14 protein-coding genes and 1 pseudogene are annotated in these 17,715 nt (G+C 50.2%); 4 read left to right on the top strand and 11 right to left on the bottom strand.

Annotated elements, in window-relative coordinates; all coding sequences use genetic code 11:
* Positions 1 to 534: 534 nt before the first annotated feature.
* The 3 genes from B9D94_RS08650 to B9D94_RS08640 all read right to left on the bottom strand — a co-directional run bounded on the left by B9D94_RS08650 (position 535) and on the right by B9D94_RS08640 (position 7,726).
* On the bottom strand, positions 535 to 2,892 hold the full coding sequence (locus B9D94_RS08650; protein ID WP_148246836.1) for a glycoside hydrolase family 95 protein: 2,358 nt from the start codon (positions 2,890 to 2,892) through the stop codon (positions 535 to 537).
* A gap of 141 nt (positions 2,893 to 3,033) precedes the next feature.
* The gene (locus B9D94_RS08645; protein ID WP_148246835.1) at positions 3,034 to 5,646 is read right to left on the bottom strand and encodes a carbohydrate-binding protein; all 2,613 of its coding nucleotides are present in this window, start codon (positions 5,644 to 5,646) and stop codon (positions 3,034 to 3,036) included.
* Positions 5,647 to 5,668: 22 nt separating this feature from the next.
* On the bottom strand, positions 5,669 to 7,726 hold the full coding sequence (locus tag B9D94_RS08640; RefSeq protein ID WP_148246834.1) for an alpha-galactosidase: 2,058 nt from the start codon (positions 7,724 to 7,726) through the stop codon (positions 5,669 to 5,671).
* 625 nt (positions 7,727 to 8,351) lie between these two features.
* Here B9D94_RS08640 and B9D94_RS08635 point away from each other — a divergent pair.
* From B9D94_RS08635 to B9D94_RS08620, 4 genes are read left to right on the top strand one after another with little or no spacing between them, the layout of a single operon-like run.
* Positions 8,352 to 9,449 (top strand): iron-siderophore ABC transporter substrate-binding protein, encoded by a 1,098-nt coding sequence (locus tag B9D94_RS08635; RefSeq protein ID WP_148246833.1) that lies wholly within the window; start codon positions 8,352 to 8,354, stop codon positions 9,447 to 9,449.
* Positions 9,442 to 10,482: a FecCD family ABC transporter permease gene (locus B9D94_RS08630; protein WP_148246832.1), complete on the top strand. Its 1,041-nt coding sequence runs from the start codon at positions 9,442 to 9,444 to the stop codon at positions 10,480 to 10,482. The genes B9D94_RS08635 and B9D94_RS08630 overlap by 8 nt, the downstream gene beginning before the upstream one ends.
* Complete coding sequence (locus B9D94_RS08625) at positions 10,479 to 11,510, top strand: FecCD family ABC transporter permease (RefSeq protein WP_036641745.1); 1,032 nt, start codon at positions 10,479 to 10,481, stop codon at positions 11,508 to 11,510. Before B9D94_RS08630 ends, B9D94_RS08625 begins: the two co-directional genes overlap by 4 nt.
* Entirely contained in the window at positions 11,510 to 12,325 is an 816-nt protein-coding gene (locus tag B9D94_RS08620) for an ABC transporter ATP-binding protein (RefSeq protein ID WP_006211570.1), read from the top strand. The genes B9D94_RS08625 and B9D94_RS08620 overlap by 1 nt, the downstream gene beginning before the upstream one ends.
* 82 nt (positions 12,326 to 12,407) lie before the next feature.
* Here the strand turns inward: B9D94_RS08620 and B9D94_RS08615 are convergent, their stop codons facing one another.
* The 8 genes and pseudogenes from B9D94_RS08615 to B9D94_RS08585 all read right to left on the bottom strand — a co-directional run bounded on the left by B9D94_RS08615 (position 12,408) and on the right by B9D94_RS08585 (position 17,541).
* The gene (locus B9D94_RS08615; protein ID WP_253806123.1) at positions 12,408 to 12,833 is read right to left on the bottom strand and encodes a methyltransferase domain-containing protein; all 426 of its coding nucleotides are present in this window, start codon (positions 12,831 to 12,833) and stop codon (positions 12,408 to 12,410) included.
* A 103-nt stretch (positions 12,834 to 12,936) separates the two neighbouring features.
* A complete protein-coding gene (locus tag B9D94_RS08610) occupies positions 12,937 to 13,842 on the bottom strand; it encodes an alpha/beta fold hydrolase (RefSeq protein ID WP_063480142.1) in 906 nt (301 codons plus the stop codon).
* Between the two features lie 45 nt (positions 13,843 to 13,887).
* On the bottom strand, positions 13,888 to 14,019 hold the full coding sequence (locus tag B9D94_RS31755) for a hypothetical protein (protein ID WP_280754015.1): 132 nt from the start codon (positions 14,017 to 14,019) through the stop codon (positions 13,888 to 13,890).
* 52 nt (positions 14,020 to 14,071) lie between these two features.
* Positions 14,072 to 14,578, bottom strand: coding sequence for a hypothetical protein (locus B9D94_RS08605; RefSeq protein WP_172963925.1), 507 nt, complete (start codon positions 14,576 to 14,578; stop codon positions 14,072 to 14,074).
* Between the two features lie 170 nt (positions 14,579 to 14,748).
* Positions 14,749 to 15,297: a YfiT family bacillithiol transferase gene (locus B9D94_RS08600; protein WP_006211576.1), complete on the bottom strand. Its 549-nt coding sequence runs from the start codon at positions 15,295 to 15,297 to the stop codon at positions 14,749 to 14,751.
* Between the two features lie 128 nt (positions 15,298 to 15,425).
* A pseudogene (locus B9D94_RS08595) lies at positions 15,426 to 15,698 on the bottom strand (NUDIX hydrolase); the annotation flags it as partial.
* A 47-nt stretch (positions 15,699 to 15,745) separates the two neighbouring features.
* A complete protein-coding gene (locus tag B9D94_RS08590) occupies positions 15,746 to 17,008 on the bottom strand; it encodes a LamG-like jellyroll fold domain-containing protein (RefSeq protein ID WP_148246829.1) in 1,263 nt (420 codons plus the stop codon).
* 170 nt (positions 17,009 to 17,178) lie between these two features.
* Positions 17,179 to 17,541, bottom strand: coding sequence for a hypothetical protein (locus B9D94_RS08585; protein ID WP_148246828.1), 363 nt, complete (start codon positions 17,539 to 17,541; stop codon positions 17,179 to 17,181).
* Positions 17,542 to 17,715: the final 174 nt, after the last annotated feature.

Here is a 17,715-nt window from a genome sequence, read left to right as displayed (position 1 = left end):
TGATATCCAAACACTAAATATAGTGGGTTGAAATACAGTGTCTGCGACAGAAAGGTAAATAAGAAAAGTATAAAAAACACAAAAATCAACGTCTCGTGATGGGTAACACTAAGTGCAACAAAAAAATATCCTAGATAACTAGGTAAAAACGTATTATTTGCTTGTTCTACCTCTTTAATTGCAGGATGATCGTTAGATTGAATACTATCATCATCTAAAAACTTCGATAAAATAAGACTGATATATGTGAATAAAAGCGGGATGCAGAAATACAGAACAAATGTTACAAAGTCGGGCACTACAGAAAAGAATGGTAATATGTCTTTCAATAGATAACGCTCCTTGATAAGATACACTACAATTATTAATGATGTGGCATTAAAAGTCAGAAAGAGTCTAAACAGTACATTCACTCGTACCTTCGCCACCCTTTCGTATAGTAAATTAGTCATATGACCCAGTACCCATATTACCATATTATTCTATTAAAGTCTTTAATCATAATCGATTTCTAATACGCTGTTAACTTCACTTTTATTTCCTATGTGAAACCTTTTCGGGTAGAGGTACACAATCCTCCCTATGTTCACTATCACCCCCCGCCTCCATCTCCCTCCCCCCATAAAACACCTTCACACTCCCACTCTCATTCCCCCTCACCTTCGCCTCAACCAACTTCCCATCTTCCCAGCTCATAACCACCTCAATATTCCCTTTCGCCTTCAGCCCCTTCACGCTGCCCGTCGGCCACATCGTCGGCAATGCGGGCAGGAGATGAATCTCGCCTTCGTGGCTCTGCAGCAGCATCTCTGCAATGGCGGCGGTGCCGCCGAAGTTACCGTCGATGACAAAGATGTTAGCCTCGGCTCCGGCTACGCCGGGTTTGGAGTAGGTGAGCATGTTGTCGAAGCAGAGTTCCCCGATCAGGTGGGCAATATGCTGGACGGCTTGGTTCCCGTCATGCAGTCGGGCGTAGAAGAGACCGAACAGGGCGGCGGTAAACTCGATATCCTCCAGGTCGGCCCGGCTGTTCCGGTTCTCCAAGGTCACTCGGGCGGCCGCGGCTAGTTCCGGGGTATGGTGCGGTGTGATCTGGCTGCCGGGGTAAAGGGCAAAAAGATGCGCCAGATGGCGATGCTCCGGCTGCGCCTCCTCGTAGTCCTCCAGCCATTCCTGCAGCTGCCCCTTCTTGCCGATCCTCAGCGGAGGCAATTGATCCAGCGCCGTCTGCCACTTCTGCTGAAGCTCCTCATCCACGCCCAGCGTCTGTGCGGCTTTCACACAGAACTCCAGCAAATCCCGGACCAATACCTGATCCATGGTCGGACCCATGGACAACTGCTGATGCCCTTCTTCCCGATTGTCCGTATAGAAACTGTTCTCCGGCGAATTCGACGGTCCGGTCACCAGCCAGCCATACTTCGGATGTACCGTCATGTAATCTATGAAAAAAGCCGCTGCCTCCTTCAGAACGGGATAAGCCAGCTCCTCCAAGAACATCTCGTCGCGGCTGTAAGCATAATGCTCCATCATATGCGTGGCGATCCACAGCCCGCCCGTCACGTTCAGGCCCCAGGACGTCTCCCACCCCGGTGACGCGAATCCCCACGCGTTGGAGAATACATGCGCCACCCAGCCGTCGGCATCGTAATAATGTCGGGCTGCCGAGCGACCAGCCTCGGATAATTCCTGGATATACTGCATGAGCGGCCGATGGCTCTCGCTTAAGTTCACCGCCTCCGTCGGAAAATAGTTCATCTGGGTGTTCATGTCCAGGTGATAATCGCAGCTCCAGGCCATCTTGTTGGCCTCACCGTCATTCCATATCCCCTGCAGATGCATCGGCAGGACAGAATCTTCGCGGGAACCGCTGATCGTCAAATACCGCCCATATTGAAAAAACAGTGCAAACAACGCCGGATCATCCAACTGCCCCCCCTTGAACCTGGCGATCCGCTCATCCGTTGGCAGACCCGAGTGCACCGAGCTTCCCAGATCCATACTTACGCGTGCATACAACGGCTGATAATCCGCAAGATGATCTGTCCGCAGCGCCTCGTATCCCTTCCGCATGGCCTGCTCCAGCTGCAACGCGCTTTTCTCTCGCCAGCTCTCACCTTCCTGACGGTAATCCGTATTCACCGCAAAATAAATCGACATCTCATCCGCGCCCGCGACCGTAATGGTGCCAGCGGAGCCGCTCAACTGCCCACCTTCTGCCACTACGCGCAGCAAGCCTTGGCAGGACACGCCGCACTCGCCGTTGCTGTGAATGTTTTCCCATGCCTTCCCCTGAAATTCGATTGTGTCCTTCCCTGTAACCGTGGTTTGAAAAGGACCGTTATCCCCCTGAATCGAGATGCTGCATATCACGCCTAACGAACCATGGCTCCGTATCCGGGATACCATCACCTGATCCGCATGGGTAGCGAATACCTCCCGTGCCATCTCCATCCCTTCCACCTCGCAGGCCGAACGCACAACCGCCTCCTCCAGATCCAGCTCCCGGTGGAACAACGGTTCCGCCTCTCCACTAGAATCCAAGACTGGCTCTGGCTTCATGTTATGCTCAAACTCCAGAACGACTTGGCATAGTCCCAGATTCGTGCCAAAATTCAGCTTCTCCGGCTGCAGATAGTCCTTAGCCAGTCGATCACCTCCGCGATAATCACCCTGGAAAAAATGCTGCCGCATCCGCTCCAAATCCGCTTGGCTATTGCTGCGGCCCTGGACCGGCTCGGGCTGCCCGGACCAGTAGGTGGTTTCGGTAATATTCCAGACTTCCCGATGCGGGGCGGACAGAACCACATTCCCCATTCGGCCGTTGCCGATCGGCAGTCCTTGCGTCCAGCTCTGAGCCGGTTTCGTGTACCATAGTTTCATATCTGCCATGTTGTTTTCTCCTCTTCATTTGATTTTCCAGTTTTGAGATAAGCTTTACCCTTACAGCAAAAGCAAGAAATCGCGATCCCCGGATGGAGCCGAGAACCGCGATGAACTTGTAGATGTACATAATGAATCGATGACGACTTGTTATGGATTAGGGACGATTTTATAAAGCTTGGATTCAGCCGCTTGCAGCGTCACATCCAGCGAAGTGCCCGTTACCGTCCGGGATTCACCGCTCCACAGGTCCGTCACCGTATAGGACGCCGACCCTCCGGACGTAATACCTGCCCGGACGAGATCCACGGTGCGCTCTGCCGAGACTTGCGTATAGTTAAACACGGCTACATAGTGGGTTCCCTGATCGTCCAGCACGAATACGTTCGCCGCCTGCGTGCCCGTGTTGCCTTCTACCGGCCGGAACGCCTTGCCCTTCATCGCAAGCATATTCACTTCCGGATGAGTCAGCAGCGTCTCCATGTACTGCCGGGCCGTTGCATCGGTTACATCATCCGAATTCATGAAGACCGTGCCGGAGATGGCAGCCGCATTGACACGCGAACGTGCACCCTCTATCGATCCGCCCTTGGTCAAGTGCATATAGTCCGGATCGGTATAATGATAGATCGTTCCGTTCTGCCACCAGCCGTACGTCAGATTGTTCAGCTGGTATTCCGTGCTGCCGATGCTGCCGTCGATATCGCAGGAAATGCGGCGGCTGTGCGTATATTGGCTAGGGAACAGCGGCGCGATGGAAGCGCTGATGAACATCGAGCCGTCCAGCACCTCATTCAGATAAGCCATTCCTTGGTTATAAGCTTGTATGCCGGTTTGAACCTTCGGATCATAATGCTTGCCTTCCATTGCCCCATGGCTTAGAAAATCGATTTTGATATATTCGAAGCCCTTGCTCTTAAAATTATTCATATAATAATAGATCCGCTGCTTCACGCCGGGATGCGTCGGATCGACGGCGTATGCACCGTCCAGCGTTGGCAGCACATTGCCTTCCGGATCACGAAGCACAATGTCACCGTACTTGTACTGACCATTCGTCCCTTCCACTACCTGCTCCATGTTGTTGCCCCAATACACAAATGGCGAATAATAGATGCCCGCCTTCTGTCCATTGCCGTGAATCACCTGAACCAGATCGCTCAGCTGCTGATCGGTCATATTATCCCAGTAGGAATCGAGATTGATATAGATATGACCTTCATTGTTAAAAGACTCATCCTGAATATAATCCCTGAAATAATTCGAGACGGAAACCGCCTTGTCGTAACTCAGACCACTGTCATACGCTCCCCAACTGTTCCAGCCGACCGGAACGCCTTGAGGAATACCCTCGCCAAAGGCTAACGGAGGCTCGATGGCTGCATTCACATGACCAAACGCCTCAAGACCAGTCCGATAATCCTCGAAAAAGCCGACCATGATCTTAGGCGAAGCAACTTGCTTGCCCGTTACTTTTCCATGCGGGATCGTGTCCCACGTGGAGGTAGATGACGTAAATCCGCCATATACACGCAATGTATTCAATTTATCATTCGTGCCGCTCCAATAGATGCCGGTCTTCCACGTGTCATGCGTTACAGAACCGATGACCAGGCCGTTCCGGCTCGTATTGTCATAGATGGCTGTAAGCTCCGAGCTGATGTACAGACCGTTGTTAAGTCCCGTATTCACCGTCTTCGCCTGATATCTGGACCACGCATCATTATCGAACGGGACGACGAGAACCCGGTTATCATCATAGCTGCCGATATCGATGCCGCCCCTCGCTTCCATCGCAATGGGTGCTATATTCGCCGTAGATAGCTCCGTTTTGTGTGAGGCTACCGTTTCCGTAAGTAAATACGGTCCGTCATTATAGATGTAATAGATTTGACTAAGCGATGGCAATCCGCCATGCTCATTCACGACCGTCACCTTGATGCCCTTGCCGGTTGCATCCTGAAACGGAATGATTTGATTTTTGTTAAACTTGTGATGTTTGTAATCGGTGCTCGCCACCATCTGGTCGAGTTCAATCTCGCTGTATAACCCCTTGGCAACCACTTGGCCGTTCCAATTGAACTGCGACAACCCGGTTGAAGTGTTGTACATCAGCTCATACGTCGGATTGGATACCTTGAAGCCCTTGGCATACTCGGTCAGGGTGATGGAGCCGTAGGGAGTGACTTGTTTTTGCCGGCCCAGATCGCCGATGTCCCCATCGCTGCCTGATCCGTCATCGCCCGCAGAATGATAACTCAGCTCAATCTTGTCGAGATCCGGAGAGTAACCGCCTGCGTCATCGAACAGAATCGTGTTGCTGCCCTGATGCAAGGCAATTTGAATCTTATAGGTGCCCATCGTGTTCCAATCCGCTGTTTTCGGAAAACTGAAGTTCTCCTTCTCCGCCCCGTTTACCGAGATCGAAGCCGCGCGGGAATCCCCGGAGATGTAGAACATATTCATATCGTAGACACCGGCTTTATCGACCTGAATTTGATTAAATTTCAGCGAGGAGCCGCCATACAGATTGCCGACCTTTTGCCCGCCTGAACAGAAGCCGCAATCGACAACGCCCGCATTCCCGGTCAACGTGTTCGGAGTGGATTCTGCCTCGTAAGACAGGACGCCTCCCGCCGTCGTACTCGCCGTCTCCTGCTGCCCCGCCGCAGCCAGTGAGCCTCCAAGTGCAGCACCCGCAAGCAGAATCGATAAGAACAGCATGAATGACCTTCGGAAGAACCTGTGTGTTGGGATATTCACTGAACCTCTCCTCCTCATCTTCTTAATTGGGACTTAGCTTCAGGATTTTCGACTCGGCTGGCGCCAGCTCAACCACGAGTGTTCCGCTGGCCTCAGCGACCGTGTCTTCCCACACGTCCAGCACCTTGTAAGAAGCGTGAGCATCCAGCCCGCAGCGCGCCAAGGAGACGGTCTTCTGCGCGGACTGGGCCGCATCGAAGTTGAATACCGCAATATAAGACGTTCCCGCTTCGCTTGGATGTGTCAGCACAAACGTATCCGCAGCATGTTTGCCCAGATTCCCCTCGACAGGGACAAAGGTTCTGCCCAGTCTGGCAATCTCGATGATTCCCTCATTCCCCAGCCAGTTCTTGGCGCGCCATGCGGCTTCCTCATGACGGAAATCATCGCCCAGCAGCAGCACCGTGCCCGAGATCACGGACGCGGTCAGGCGGCTTCGCCCTTCGTAACGGGTCGTCGAGTCCTGATTGAAACTTCTGTAGATCACGGCATGATCCGGATCGTTGAAACGGTACAGCGCATCATTCATCCACCAGCCATGCGTGAGCGAGTTCAGCAAATATTCCGTATCCTGTACCGTCCCGAACACATCGCAGGAGATTCTGCGGCTATGCGCATAGGAATAAGGGAACAGCGGCGCGATCGACAGGTTGATGAAGAATGGTCTGCCGATCCGCTCCGGAGAGAGTCTATCCGTCAGATATGATAGACCGTAATTGTATGCAGCGATCCCCGTCGTAATATCCGGGTTATAATGCTTGCCTTCCAAAGCCCCGTGCGCCATGAAGTCGAGCTTGATATACTCAAATCCCTCGGAGATGAATTTATCCATGAACCAATCGATTCGCGCCAGGTTCCCGGGATGCGTAGGATCAATCGCAAGTCCGCCTGCAATATCCGGCAAAATCTCGCCATCCTGATCACGAAGCAGGATATCGCCATAGGTATACTTCCCATCGGTGCCCTCAACGGGGCTGCCGAACCCAGCCGGACTTCCCCAAAATGCAAATGGCGTCCAGTATGTACCGGGCAAGTGCCCATTCTCGCGGACCCGTCGCAAGGCGTCCTCCATCTCGGCCGGTGTAAGCCGATCCCAGAAGGCATCGAAATTAATGTACAGCGTGTTCTCATTGTGAAAACCCTGCGGCTGGACCTCCCGCTTCAGAAAATCGCTGGTTGCCGTATACAGCTCGTAATCCAGCGTGCTCATCGCCGCTGACCAGCTGTTCCAGCCCATCGGGACGCCGCCTTCCCATGTCAGCGCTGGCGCAACCTTTGTGTTTGCTTCCCCATACGCTTCGAGCCCTGCCCGGTAATCGTCATAATCCCCTACAAAAACCAGCGGAGATTCGATGCGCGTTCCTCTCACATGACCATGGGGCTGCGAATCGCGGGTCATGATGTCCGCTGCGCCTGCGTACACTTCGAGTTCATCCAGTCTTTTCGGCGTCTCTCCCTTCACGCGAATCCCGGTCTTCCACACATCATGACTGATCGAGCCGAGAATCAGCCCGCTCCGGCTATCCGGCTGGAACAAGGCCGTCACTTCATAACTCTCGGTTTCCAGCGGAGCCGTCTCTGTCAGATAACGCACCCATTTGTCATTATCATAAGGAACGCGAAGCACATGCAGCGCCTCATCCGGAACCGTCTCATTCCCGCTCGATACCGCTTGGGTGCTCACAACCGCGATGCGGTTGACCTTGATTTCCTCCTGCCCCACAACGACGACCCGAGAGATGAAGAACGAAGCTCCCTCGTAAACGTAAAAATGCTGCTCCAGTCCAGGAAGCAGGTCGGATTCATGCTGAATTACGGCATGCACGCCTGTTCCGAATCCATCCTCAATCTTCTCGGGCTGACCTGCCATAACGTGGCGGTCATAATTCCCCGTATGGTATTCCCGGCCATGCCACCGGAAGCCGCTGCGCACGGCTTGCAGTGTAAATCCCTTGCTGCCTGCATAAGCGTACTCGCCTTTTACCAGATCCACTTCAAGGGCCATCAAGCCGTTTGTTACCCGAACGTGAGTATCGGCATTCACCCCAACCTTCACAGCCATATCGCGATTCGTTATCACCTGTAGATTGCCTCCTTTTTACACTTGCATCTGTGCTGCATTGAAGCCGCTTGGTGAACACGCCTTTCGCAGCTTGCTACCATTATAGAAGCGTGGGTAAAGCGCTTACTATACAACGATCTTCCGATCCATATCGGGATGTAACGTTTCTTGAACGATGCCGTTGTTGAAATGCAATATGGCCCTTTCCGCTAAGGAATCCGTAAAACGTTCTGGTCGTGTCACTGGGGGTCTTTAAGTCCACCCAACCCAGCCGACCTGTGGTTTGGTTAGCCATCATTGAAGTTCCTCCTCCAAATGCAAAAAAGCGCACACTCCATCTAAGGAATGTGCGCAGATGCGCTAAATGATATTTATTTCATATGTACAGGAGATCATGGTGAAAACACTAACGTCATAACCATCTTTTATCCCATCACAGCCCCTATGATTTGTGATAAAACGACAAATTTTTTCATTGACAACCTCTAAAAGAGACTATATATTAAGATGAAAATGATAATCATTATCATGACTGTCAAGGGCCCGAAAGTTACGATTTTGATCTCCGGAGCAGAAAGCGAATACATCTTTTCCAAGATAGACGATTTACAAACTCAGATCATAATAAGGAAGGGTTATTTCAATGATGGCAAACCGTAAATTTTTACTACAAACACTAATACTTCTGCTCGTGCTTACAGTAGCATTAGTGGGCTGTTCCAGCCCGGAATCCAGCTCAACACCTGCAACTGATTCGGCCGCGACGAATTCAGCAAGCACCGAAACACCAAGTACGGAAACACCCGCTTCCTCAGATACAGAGACTCAATATCCACTTACCATCAAACATGCTCTTGGAGAAACGGTTATTGAGAGCAAGCCTGAACGCATCACTACCGTTCAATGGGCCAATCACGACGTCGTTCTCGCTCTTGGCGTTGTTCCTGTAGGTTTCTCGGCAGCGAACTTCGGCGTTCAGGATGACAGCGGACTTCTGCCTTGGACTGCGAAGAAGCTCGAAGAGCTCGGCGTCAAGGACCCGAATGTATTCCAGGATACGGACGGTCTTGATTTTGAAGCTATTTCGGACTCCAACCCCGATGTTATTCTTGCCGCTTACTCTGGCATAACCCAGGAAGAATACGATCTTCTTAGCAAAATCGCTCCGGTTGTAGCTTATCCAACGGCTCCTTGGGCAACCACATGGCGTGAACAAGTCACTTATAATGCATTGGGTATGGGAATGGAAGCCGAAGGCGAACAGCTCATTAAAGACACCGAGGACATGATTAAAGAAAAACTAAGCGCCTATCCTCAGATTAAAAACAAGAAAGTCGTATGGGTTAACTTCTCCGCTGAAGATATGTCTAAACTACATATATACACACCCGTGGATTCTCGCGTATCTTTCCTGCATGAGCTCGGGATGGTTTATCCTGAGAGCATCACGAAACAGATTACGGACCCGAACAGCTACTCCTTGAATTTAAGCGGAGAGAATGCTGAGGCCCTTAAAGATGCAGATCTAATCGTTGGATATGGCAATGACGAGCTGTTGAAAGCCATTCAGGCCGATCCGCTGCTTGGTAAAATCCCTGCAATCAAGAGAGGTTCTGTTGCGTTTATTGAGAGCGACACACCATTGGTAGCTGCCGGAACGCCAAATCCGCTGTCGATCTCTTATACCATCGATGATTACCTGAAATTAATCGGCGGAGCTATTGACAAGATAAATGAATAGTTCATCGATTCCGAACAACAATACGCTGCGCTCAAATATCCCGAAGCATTTTACATGGGTTCTGGTCATGTGTGTTATCCTGCTGGGTGCAAGCGTGGTAGCTTCACTGGCGTTTGGCTCTCGGCCCGTGAGATTTGATGAGCTGATTGACGGCTTATTTCGCCCGGACGTGGATTCCTTCGGGGCAAACATTGTCCGCAAACGGGTTTCCCGAACCGTTTTCAGTTTGTTTTGCGGGGCGGCTCTAGGCGTTTCCGGAGCCCTTATGCAGGCCGTCACCCGCAACCCACTTGCCGACCCCAGTATATTGGGCGTAAATACAGGCGCATCCCTGTTTGTGGTGTGCGGCATCGCGTTCTTGAACATCACCAGCGCGAGTCAATATATATGGCTGGCTTTAGCCGGGGCTGCGATTACTGCAGTGTTTGTATTCGGAATCGGCTCGATGGGGCGTGGCGGAGCCACGCCCATTAAGCTTGTGCTGGCCGGTGCCGCCGTAAGCGCTGCTCTATCTTCCCTTGTTACAGCCATCATGATTCCACGCTCTTACGTCATGGACCAGTTCAGGTTCTGGCAAGTGGGAAGCGTTGGCTCGGCAACCTGGAGCGCGATTGGCACGTTCATCCCGTTTCTGATTGTGGGTGTAATTATCGCATTTATGACCGCCCCGGCATTAAACGCGCTGGCGCTGGGAGACGATGCTGCGACAGGACTCGGCGTACGAACAGGAACCCTGCGTTTTATTGCAGCGCTTGCTGGCGTTCTGTTATGCGGTGCGGCTACCGCTCTGGCTGGACCTATCGGTTTTATCGGCTTGTTATCTACTCACGTCGTACGCCTTATTCTTGGGCCTGATTTACGTTTTGTTATACCGATGTCAGCCATCGCCGGAGCGATCATTCTAACGGTATCCGACGTCGGCGGCCGGCTCATCGGCAACCCGGGAGAACTTGAAGTGGGTGTAGTTACAGCGTTTATAGGAGCTCCCATCTTAATCATACTAGCGATGCGATCGAAAGTGCGTTCATTATGACAAATCATTCTATGGAATTTATTATGGCGGGCCGACGTCAAAGACGCCGCCGCTGGATCCTTGTTACCAGTCTCCTTGCTGTGCTTGCATGTTTGCTGTGCAGTGCCATGCTATTACTCGGGAACACCATCTATCCGATTCAAGATGTAATCCGAGCGCTTTCGGGAGAACAAATCAAAGGCGTTTCTTTTGCCGTGAGTACCATACGTCTACCGAGAATGCTGGCGGGTCTTTTTGCCGGGTTTGCCTTCGGCGTTGCCGGGTTCACGTTCCAGACCATGCTGCGAAATCCCCTGGCGAACCCCAATGTCATCGGGATTACGTCAGGCTCAAGCGCTGCAGCTGTTTTTTGCATCGTGATCCTTCATGCAAACGGAGCTGTCGTTTCCCTGGCTGCAGTCATTGCAGGCCTGGCCACGGTATTATTCATTTATGTACTCTCCAGAGGCAAGGTATTCTCCATCGGACGGCTAATTCTGATCGGAATCGGCATCCAGGCTATGCTTGACGCTGTCATCTCTTACCTTCTATTGGTTAGTTCCGAGAAAGATGTTCCCTCAGCGCTCCGATGGCTCACGGGCAGCCTCAACGGCTCCCAATTGCAAGAGCTGCCGCCTCTGGTTATTACGGTGATCATCTGTTCGCCAATCGTCATAATGCTGAGCAAACATCTAAGCATATTGGAGCTTGGAGAACAAACGGCTTCCTCTCTCGGGGTAGACACGGACAAGACCCGAATTGTGCTTATTGTGAGTTCCGTCTGCATGGTTGCCATTGCTACCGCTACCACGGGTCCGATCGCCTTTGTCTCCTTCCTGGCGGGACCAATCGCCAAAAGACTCGTTGGCGCCGGCTCCTCGAACGCGCTTCCGGCAGGCCTTGTTGGCGTTAATCTAGTCCTGGCGGCAGATCTAATCGGACAGTTTGCTTTTGAGTACAGATTCCCCGTAGGCATCATTACCGGATTACTCGGAGCGCCTTATCTGATCTTCCTGTTAATCCGAATGAATCGAAAGGGGGAATTATAATGAAACCGACACATGTTTTTCAAGGCGAGCAAATCGTAGCGGGCTATGATAATAAAGCGGTTATTCACGGTGTAGACCTGCTTATCCCGAGCAACAAAATAAGCGTTATTATTGGATCCAATGGCTGCGGGAAGTCTACGCTGCTTAAAACATTGGCCAGGCTTATCAAGCCCATATCGGGGAGCGTTACTCTGGACGGCAAGCCCATCAGCAAAATCCCGGCCAAACAATTGGCCCGAGTGGTAGGATTGCTGCCGCAGTCCCCCATTGTTCCGGAAGGGATCTCTGTAGCGGATTTGGTTGGACGAGGAAGGTTTCCGCACCAATCGCTGCTGAGCGGATGGACCAAGAAGGATCACGAGGCTGTTGCCGAAGCGATGACCATTATGAATATAACCGAGTTTGCCAACCATAATATTGACGAGCTTTCAGGCGGTCAACGACAGCGCGTCTGGATTGCCATGGCTCTGGCGCAGCAAACCGATATCTTGTTTCTCGATGAACCAACAACCTTTTTGGATATCACGTATCAAGTCGAGATTCTGGACCTGCTCACCGATCTAAACCGAAAACACGGAACAACAATTGTCATGGTGCTTCATGATATCAACTTGTCCGCGCGTTATGCAGACCATATTTTTGCGCTGGATACAGGAAAGCTTGTCGCTGAAGGTACGCCAACCGAGGTTATTACTAGCACGCTGGTCAAAGACATTTTCGGGCTTAATTGCACGGTGATCTCGGACCCCGTCTCGGGATCGCCTCTGGTAGTACCCAAAGGACGATATCATGTGAGTGATCCACATCCTTCTTAAATAAGGAACAAGCCCCCCCCTCGGGGGCTGCTTCCAATTCTCACGATGAAGTTAAAGAATGCAAGCTCATGTCCTCCAAACCTTAAACATGCTTCCACCATACCCCCGCACACTCCGGCACGGTTGACCATTGGTTTGCCTGAATTTTATCTGATAACTCCTCTCCGAAAAAGAACCCTGTGCACTGCTGCGCCTCTTCCACCGTATCAAACACATAGTCCATCCGGATCCAACGATGGTTAAATCCATATGTACGCTCTAATTGTGCATAATAATCCACTAGGAAGTCAGGAGGGTTCGGCGTATCTGTGCCGGTTCCCATCGTCTCCAGAATGATTATCGTCCCGCCCGGCCTCAAGACACGCTGCAGCTCAGCCATCACCTGCTCCAGATTCTGACGGCAGTTCTCTTGGTTTGAATGAGCCAGATAACTGATGCTCCAGCCCGACACCACCAGGTCCACGCTCGATGAAGCAAGCGGCAAGCTGTCTGCTAACCATGATCTCATAGGCCTCAGCCTGTTTGTTGTATATATCATCAATCGCCATAACGTGCTCAACTCCTGTCAGAATAGTGCTAGTCCTGTTAAATTATTGTCCCTCTTCTCTCTCCTACATGGTGTTTTGTGTATCGTTGTTACCCAGACAGAATTGTTGGATTGCTCGATGAATAATCTCCGGCTGCTCATGATTGATGGCATGTCCCGCATCCTTCACGATCCGATAAATCATGCCATAATCAATCAATCGGTGGATGGCCTTGGGATAGTTGCTCAGCATGTCTTGGTCGCCAATGAGAAATAGGGCCTTATGTCGGATCACACGAAAGTCTTCCGCAGGAAAAATCGTAATCTTATGATGCCTCATGGATGCATTGTTGAAGAACTTGAGCAGATAGATCCAGTGCTGCATAAGCTCGGGATGTTCCTCGAATGGAGCGATCTGCGGTCCGCACAGCTTTCGCAGCAATTTCCGCGCATTTCGTTCTGAAGGAAATAAGGCCTCCGGTAGAAAAGCTTTCATCATTTTGCTCATAACCTCTAGCTGGCTCCCGGCAATGCTGCCGGCCATGCATACGATTTTTTCAACACGATCCGGTCGCATAAGGGCATAATGATAAGCGAGATAAGCTCCATAGGATACTCCTGCAATATATACGGAGTTGATCCGCAATGCCTCAAGGATTTCGTCCAACCATTTCGCCTGATCAAATGGCTGACTGTAATTGTCATTCGGTTCGCTTTTCCCTGAACCGCCGATGTTGTCAATTGCAATGACATAGAAGGCTTGGGACAGCTCTTCCATGTTATAGACCCACATCATGGCTGCGTTATCTCCCGTCCCATGCAAGAGCAGCAGGGGAGGATTCTCCGATGAGCCTGCCGTTATAATGTGAGTGATGCCGTATGTCGTAGGAATGTTCTGTTGTTCTAGGGGAACCGACAAGCCTGCCAATAATCGATCATAGGATTCATAGATGAGCCGTTGTCCATTCTCGGTTTTATAACGCGGTCGCAATCCCTGTCCACCTCCATGAAATTGAACTTAACTAACGATTTATCGCTATTCTTGTTGTTCATGGTGATGGGTGTAGATGCTGATCAATTCCTCCAGCTTATGTATCGTCTTATATGGCTTGGCTTCAAGAGTGTCATCCCATCGCTCCCTGTCTCTTGAACACCATATGGCTTGCAAGCCGCTCCGTGCTCCCTATCGCTTTTATTGTCATAGACACCCCGCTTTCCCCCTACCTCGTTACGATCTCGTAACTCTTTACATAACCACGTTCATTCAAATAGATGAAGAGCTTCTCACTCTTGTAATCCATCCTACGCAATGCGCCAAGATCATACACCACTGTATCATCATCATCGTCAGCCCGATTGGCACTATCGCTGGCACCGAGGAGATCCATCACTTCCGCCGGGGTTAAGCCCACGAGGTTATGCTCCTGTAGAAAATCGTTCACCATCAGCGCACGCTGCTCAGGATAACCCACCCATCGATTGTAATCAAAACGCTGCAACGACAGGTTGTAACTTAAGGCGTAGATTGAGAAAAATAGGAGCAGCACACCGATTATGACGGTAGACGCATAATGCTGCTTCAGAAACATGCTCCATGTTGTTCTGGATATCCGATACAGAATGAACAACAGCAGCAGTACGGGTAAGGACACCCACGATACCGATACAAAAGATAACGCAATATGATAATGATAGATTAACCGGATAACAACTGCGGCGTAAATCACAACATATATTCCTACGACCAACCCTAGAACGGCGGCATGCGAATTCCAGACGTACTTTCTATGATCTGCGATACGTTGTGCACCTCTAAGCTATGTATTAACCCCAATTCTTACGGACTTTATTATCCAGATCAAACACAATTCCACCATATGCATATTCCGACCTCCAGTCATGGCCGTCGCTCCTCTAACAAACTACGCATTTCACGCTTCGATATAGATGTAATCTGGGCGATGTGATGGCGGTTATGCCATACGAATCGCTGCAGCGCGATATCAAGGGTAATGCTACCAAGCACTTGGGTTCTCATGGTTCTTTGGAAATCCTCAGGCTTTAATTCCTTGAGCAAAATTAAAAAACGGAAATGAAGTGTTTCCAGCAGCGTAAGCGAGTTCTCAATGGGAACCTCGCTGTAATCACTCAGCTCCGCCCATAAATCCTCCCGGTATGAACTCGCCATGGGTTCATCCTCGGTCAGTGCGCGTTTAAAACGCAAATAAGCGTTCATATCATTATCCGCCAAATGGTGAATAATCTGCCGAATGCTCCACCCGCCCTCCCGATAAGAGGCATCCAGTTCGGACGGAGTCAGGTTCATAATGATTTGCCGAAGGGTCGGTACGATAGCAGGAATCTGCCCAATGAACTGCTGCCTTTCTTCCTTAGTGGGTTCTTCGTGAGGTGTAAACGAACCAATCGGATAACGGATGGCATCCACTTTTATACATCCTCCCAACGTTTTCTGAACAACATTGACCAACGCAACAAGTTAAGACATATGAATATGCACTTACCCGGAAGTTAGAATCAAAGGCGTGTTAAACAGGGCAAGCGAGTGACGCACGCCACTTCTCCTGTAAAATGAAACATAACCACATAATGATTCAAACTGCTGAGAAAATGATACACGCCTGTCGTACTTGTCAATTTGACATCATAACCTGTCTCTTCCTTCGCTTCTCTTAAAGCTGCCTCAACAATATCTTCCCCTGGCTCGATCCGCCCTCCCGGAAAGCCCCATTTATCCTGTACCACGGGTTTGTTCTCCTGGATGATCAACACCTGATCTTCTTGAAAAAGAGTAATGCTTACCACAAGTACGATACCCTTCTTCGTCATAGTCCCCTACCTTTACACATGTTCTAAAATAAAGCCCCACCCTGACGTTATCCACTCTTCTCCCTCATAATCATCCATTCGCGTCCAAAGGGGTCCCTAAAATCCAAAAACCACGCAAAACCCTCGTCCCGAATCTGTTCTATTCTTGCTCCGGCCGTGGACAAATAGGAATGCAGCTCTTCGATATCCCGATTGGTTCTGAATATAAATGAAGCCGCCGTCGTTAATTCCAATTCTCTTGTTTCGTCCACGCTCTCTAATAACAGATTGGGACTGTTGTAGAGCGTCAACATATAGAAGCCCTCATCCTGCATTAATATCTTGAAGCCTAAATACCGAGTGTACCAATCCGCCGCCAGCCCGATGGTATCCTTCGTGAAGATCATACGGATGTCATCCAGACGATCCAGCACAGGAATTGGGTCGGTCGACGTTTCATTATGATGTAAAGGAAGAGGTTTATAACCATTCTCAACATAGAGTGCTTCAACCTCACGCTCCCCGATGGCACGATTATAGATCCGCAGATCGTCCAAGCGCCCCTGAAAAAAGAAGTAAGGTTCATCGGTAGATTTTCTGCCCACATACATGGGTTCGTCAGGATAAGGTGTGAAGCTGCCTGATCGTTCGGCTGTGTGTTGGCCATTCACATACATTCGGTAACGGGAGTCCTCATAGATCAGGACCACATGATACCAGTGTTCCTTCACAATTCTGGCATTCATCATCAGGTCCGGCTCCCGCAGGAAACCATGGAACGTAATGTATTCATCCTTCGTGCTGAGCTGTAACGCCCGGTTCTGATGGTGACCGTCCTGAGAGACAATCGCGCTATGCCACCCCCGCAGCACCTGATGTGCGTCATAATAACACCATACTGATATAGAGAAAGCATCCTTCGATAGCATTGGCGATTTATCCATTTGAACATAGTCACTTCTGCCGTTCAGCGTTAAAGCTCCACCCTTCCTGCCGAAGCGGTCGGTAGCATACTCCCCGCCCTCCAGCCGTCCATGACGCCCCTCCCCGCTGGTATCCCGCACATCACCGTCGAACAAATATTCCAGAACAAGGCCGCTTCGTAAATCGATAGGATGTACGGATCTGCCAAATATCTCGTCAATCGTGGTTCCAAATACATCTGCCAGCAGTGGTATATGGATGATGTCCGGGCAAGTTTGCCCATTCTCCCATTTACTTACCGCTTGATAACTGACACCCAGCCCATTAGCCAATTGCTCCTGTGTCATACCAAGCTGTTTTCGCAGCCTGACGATATTGTTGCCCATCACGTTGTTTGCCTGATTCATGAATCCAAGATCACCTCGTTCTCCATGAGATGCATCTAATATAAACCAATCTTTAACCAAAAAGTATAACGCAGCAGTAGAACGCCGGTTCCTGATATTCAACCTCCGGTTGAGTCGATTATTACTCTCGGCTTAACTTTAGTTTATTGACCTCAGGCACTTGCAAGATTCTATTCAAATCTTCGTCTGTTCCGCGTTGCCTCATCAAGCCATGAGATAAGTCCCAGCTTGCTAACGTACATTTCGTTTTGTACTACTATATAAGGAAAAGGCTTACCTTCTGATGCTCCCTGCTCTCTTAGCGCATTGTCGGATGAAATGATGCTCTTCACCTGATACTCGGTAAGGTTCAAGAACTCCGCTGTTTGTTCAAGAGTCATTAACGGAGGATCGGTTTGCACAGAATCAGCTCCTTCTGTAACGGCAGGCACATACTTTGAATCCTCAGCACCCTGAAGGATGAAACTGGCGGCAACGATGGATATTCCGATAATCAAAGAACTGATCAATGCGCTGTAATTCAATGGCTTCAAAATTTATCACCTCGATTCATCCATATATTCCGTATACGCTCACCCATTTCCTCCACGAACATCCAAAACCAAAGCAAAAACCTAAAATATTGTAAATACGCTGCCTGCCAGAAATAGGTTATGATATGGGCAAATCAGGAAAGGAGGACAGCAGGATACATCTAATTTTTAGAA

Source organism: Paenibacillus sp. Cedars (assembly GCF_003184205.1).
In the GTDB taxonomy this organism is placed as follows: domain Bacteria; phylum Bacillota; class Bacilli; order Paenibacillales; family Paenibacillaceae; genus Paenibacillus_AQ; species Paenibacillus_AQ glucanolyticus.
This window is presented reverse-complemented; position numbering and strand designations above follow the sequence as displayed.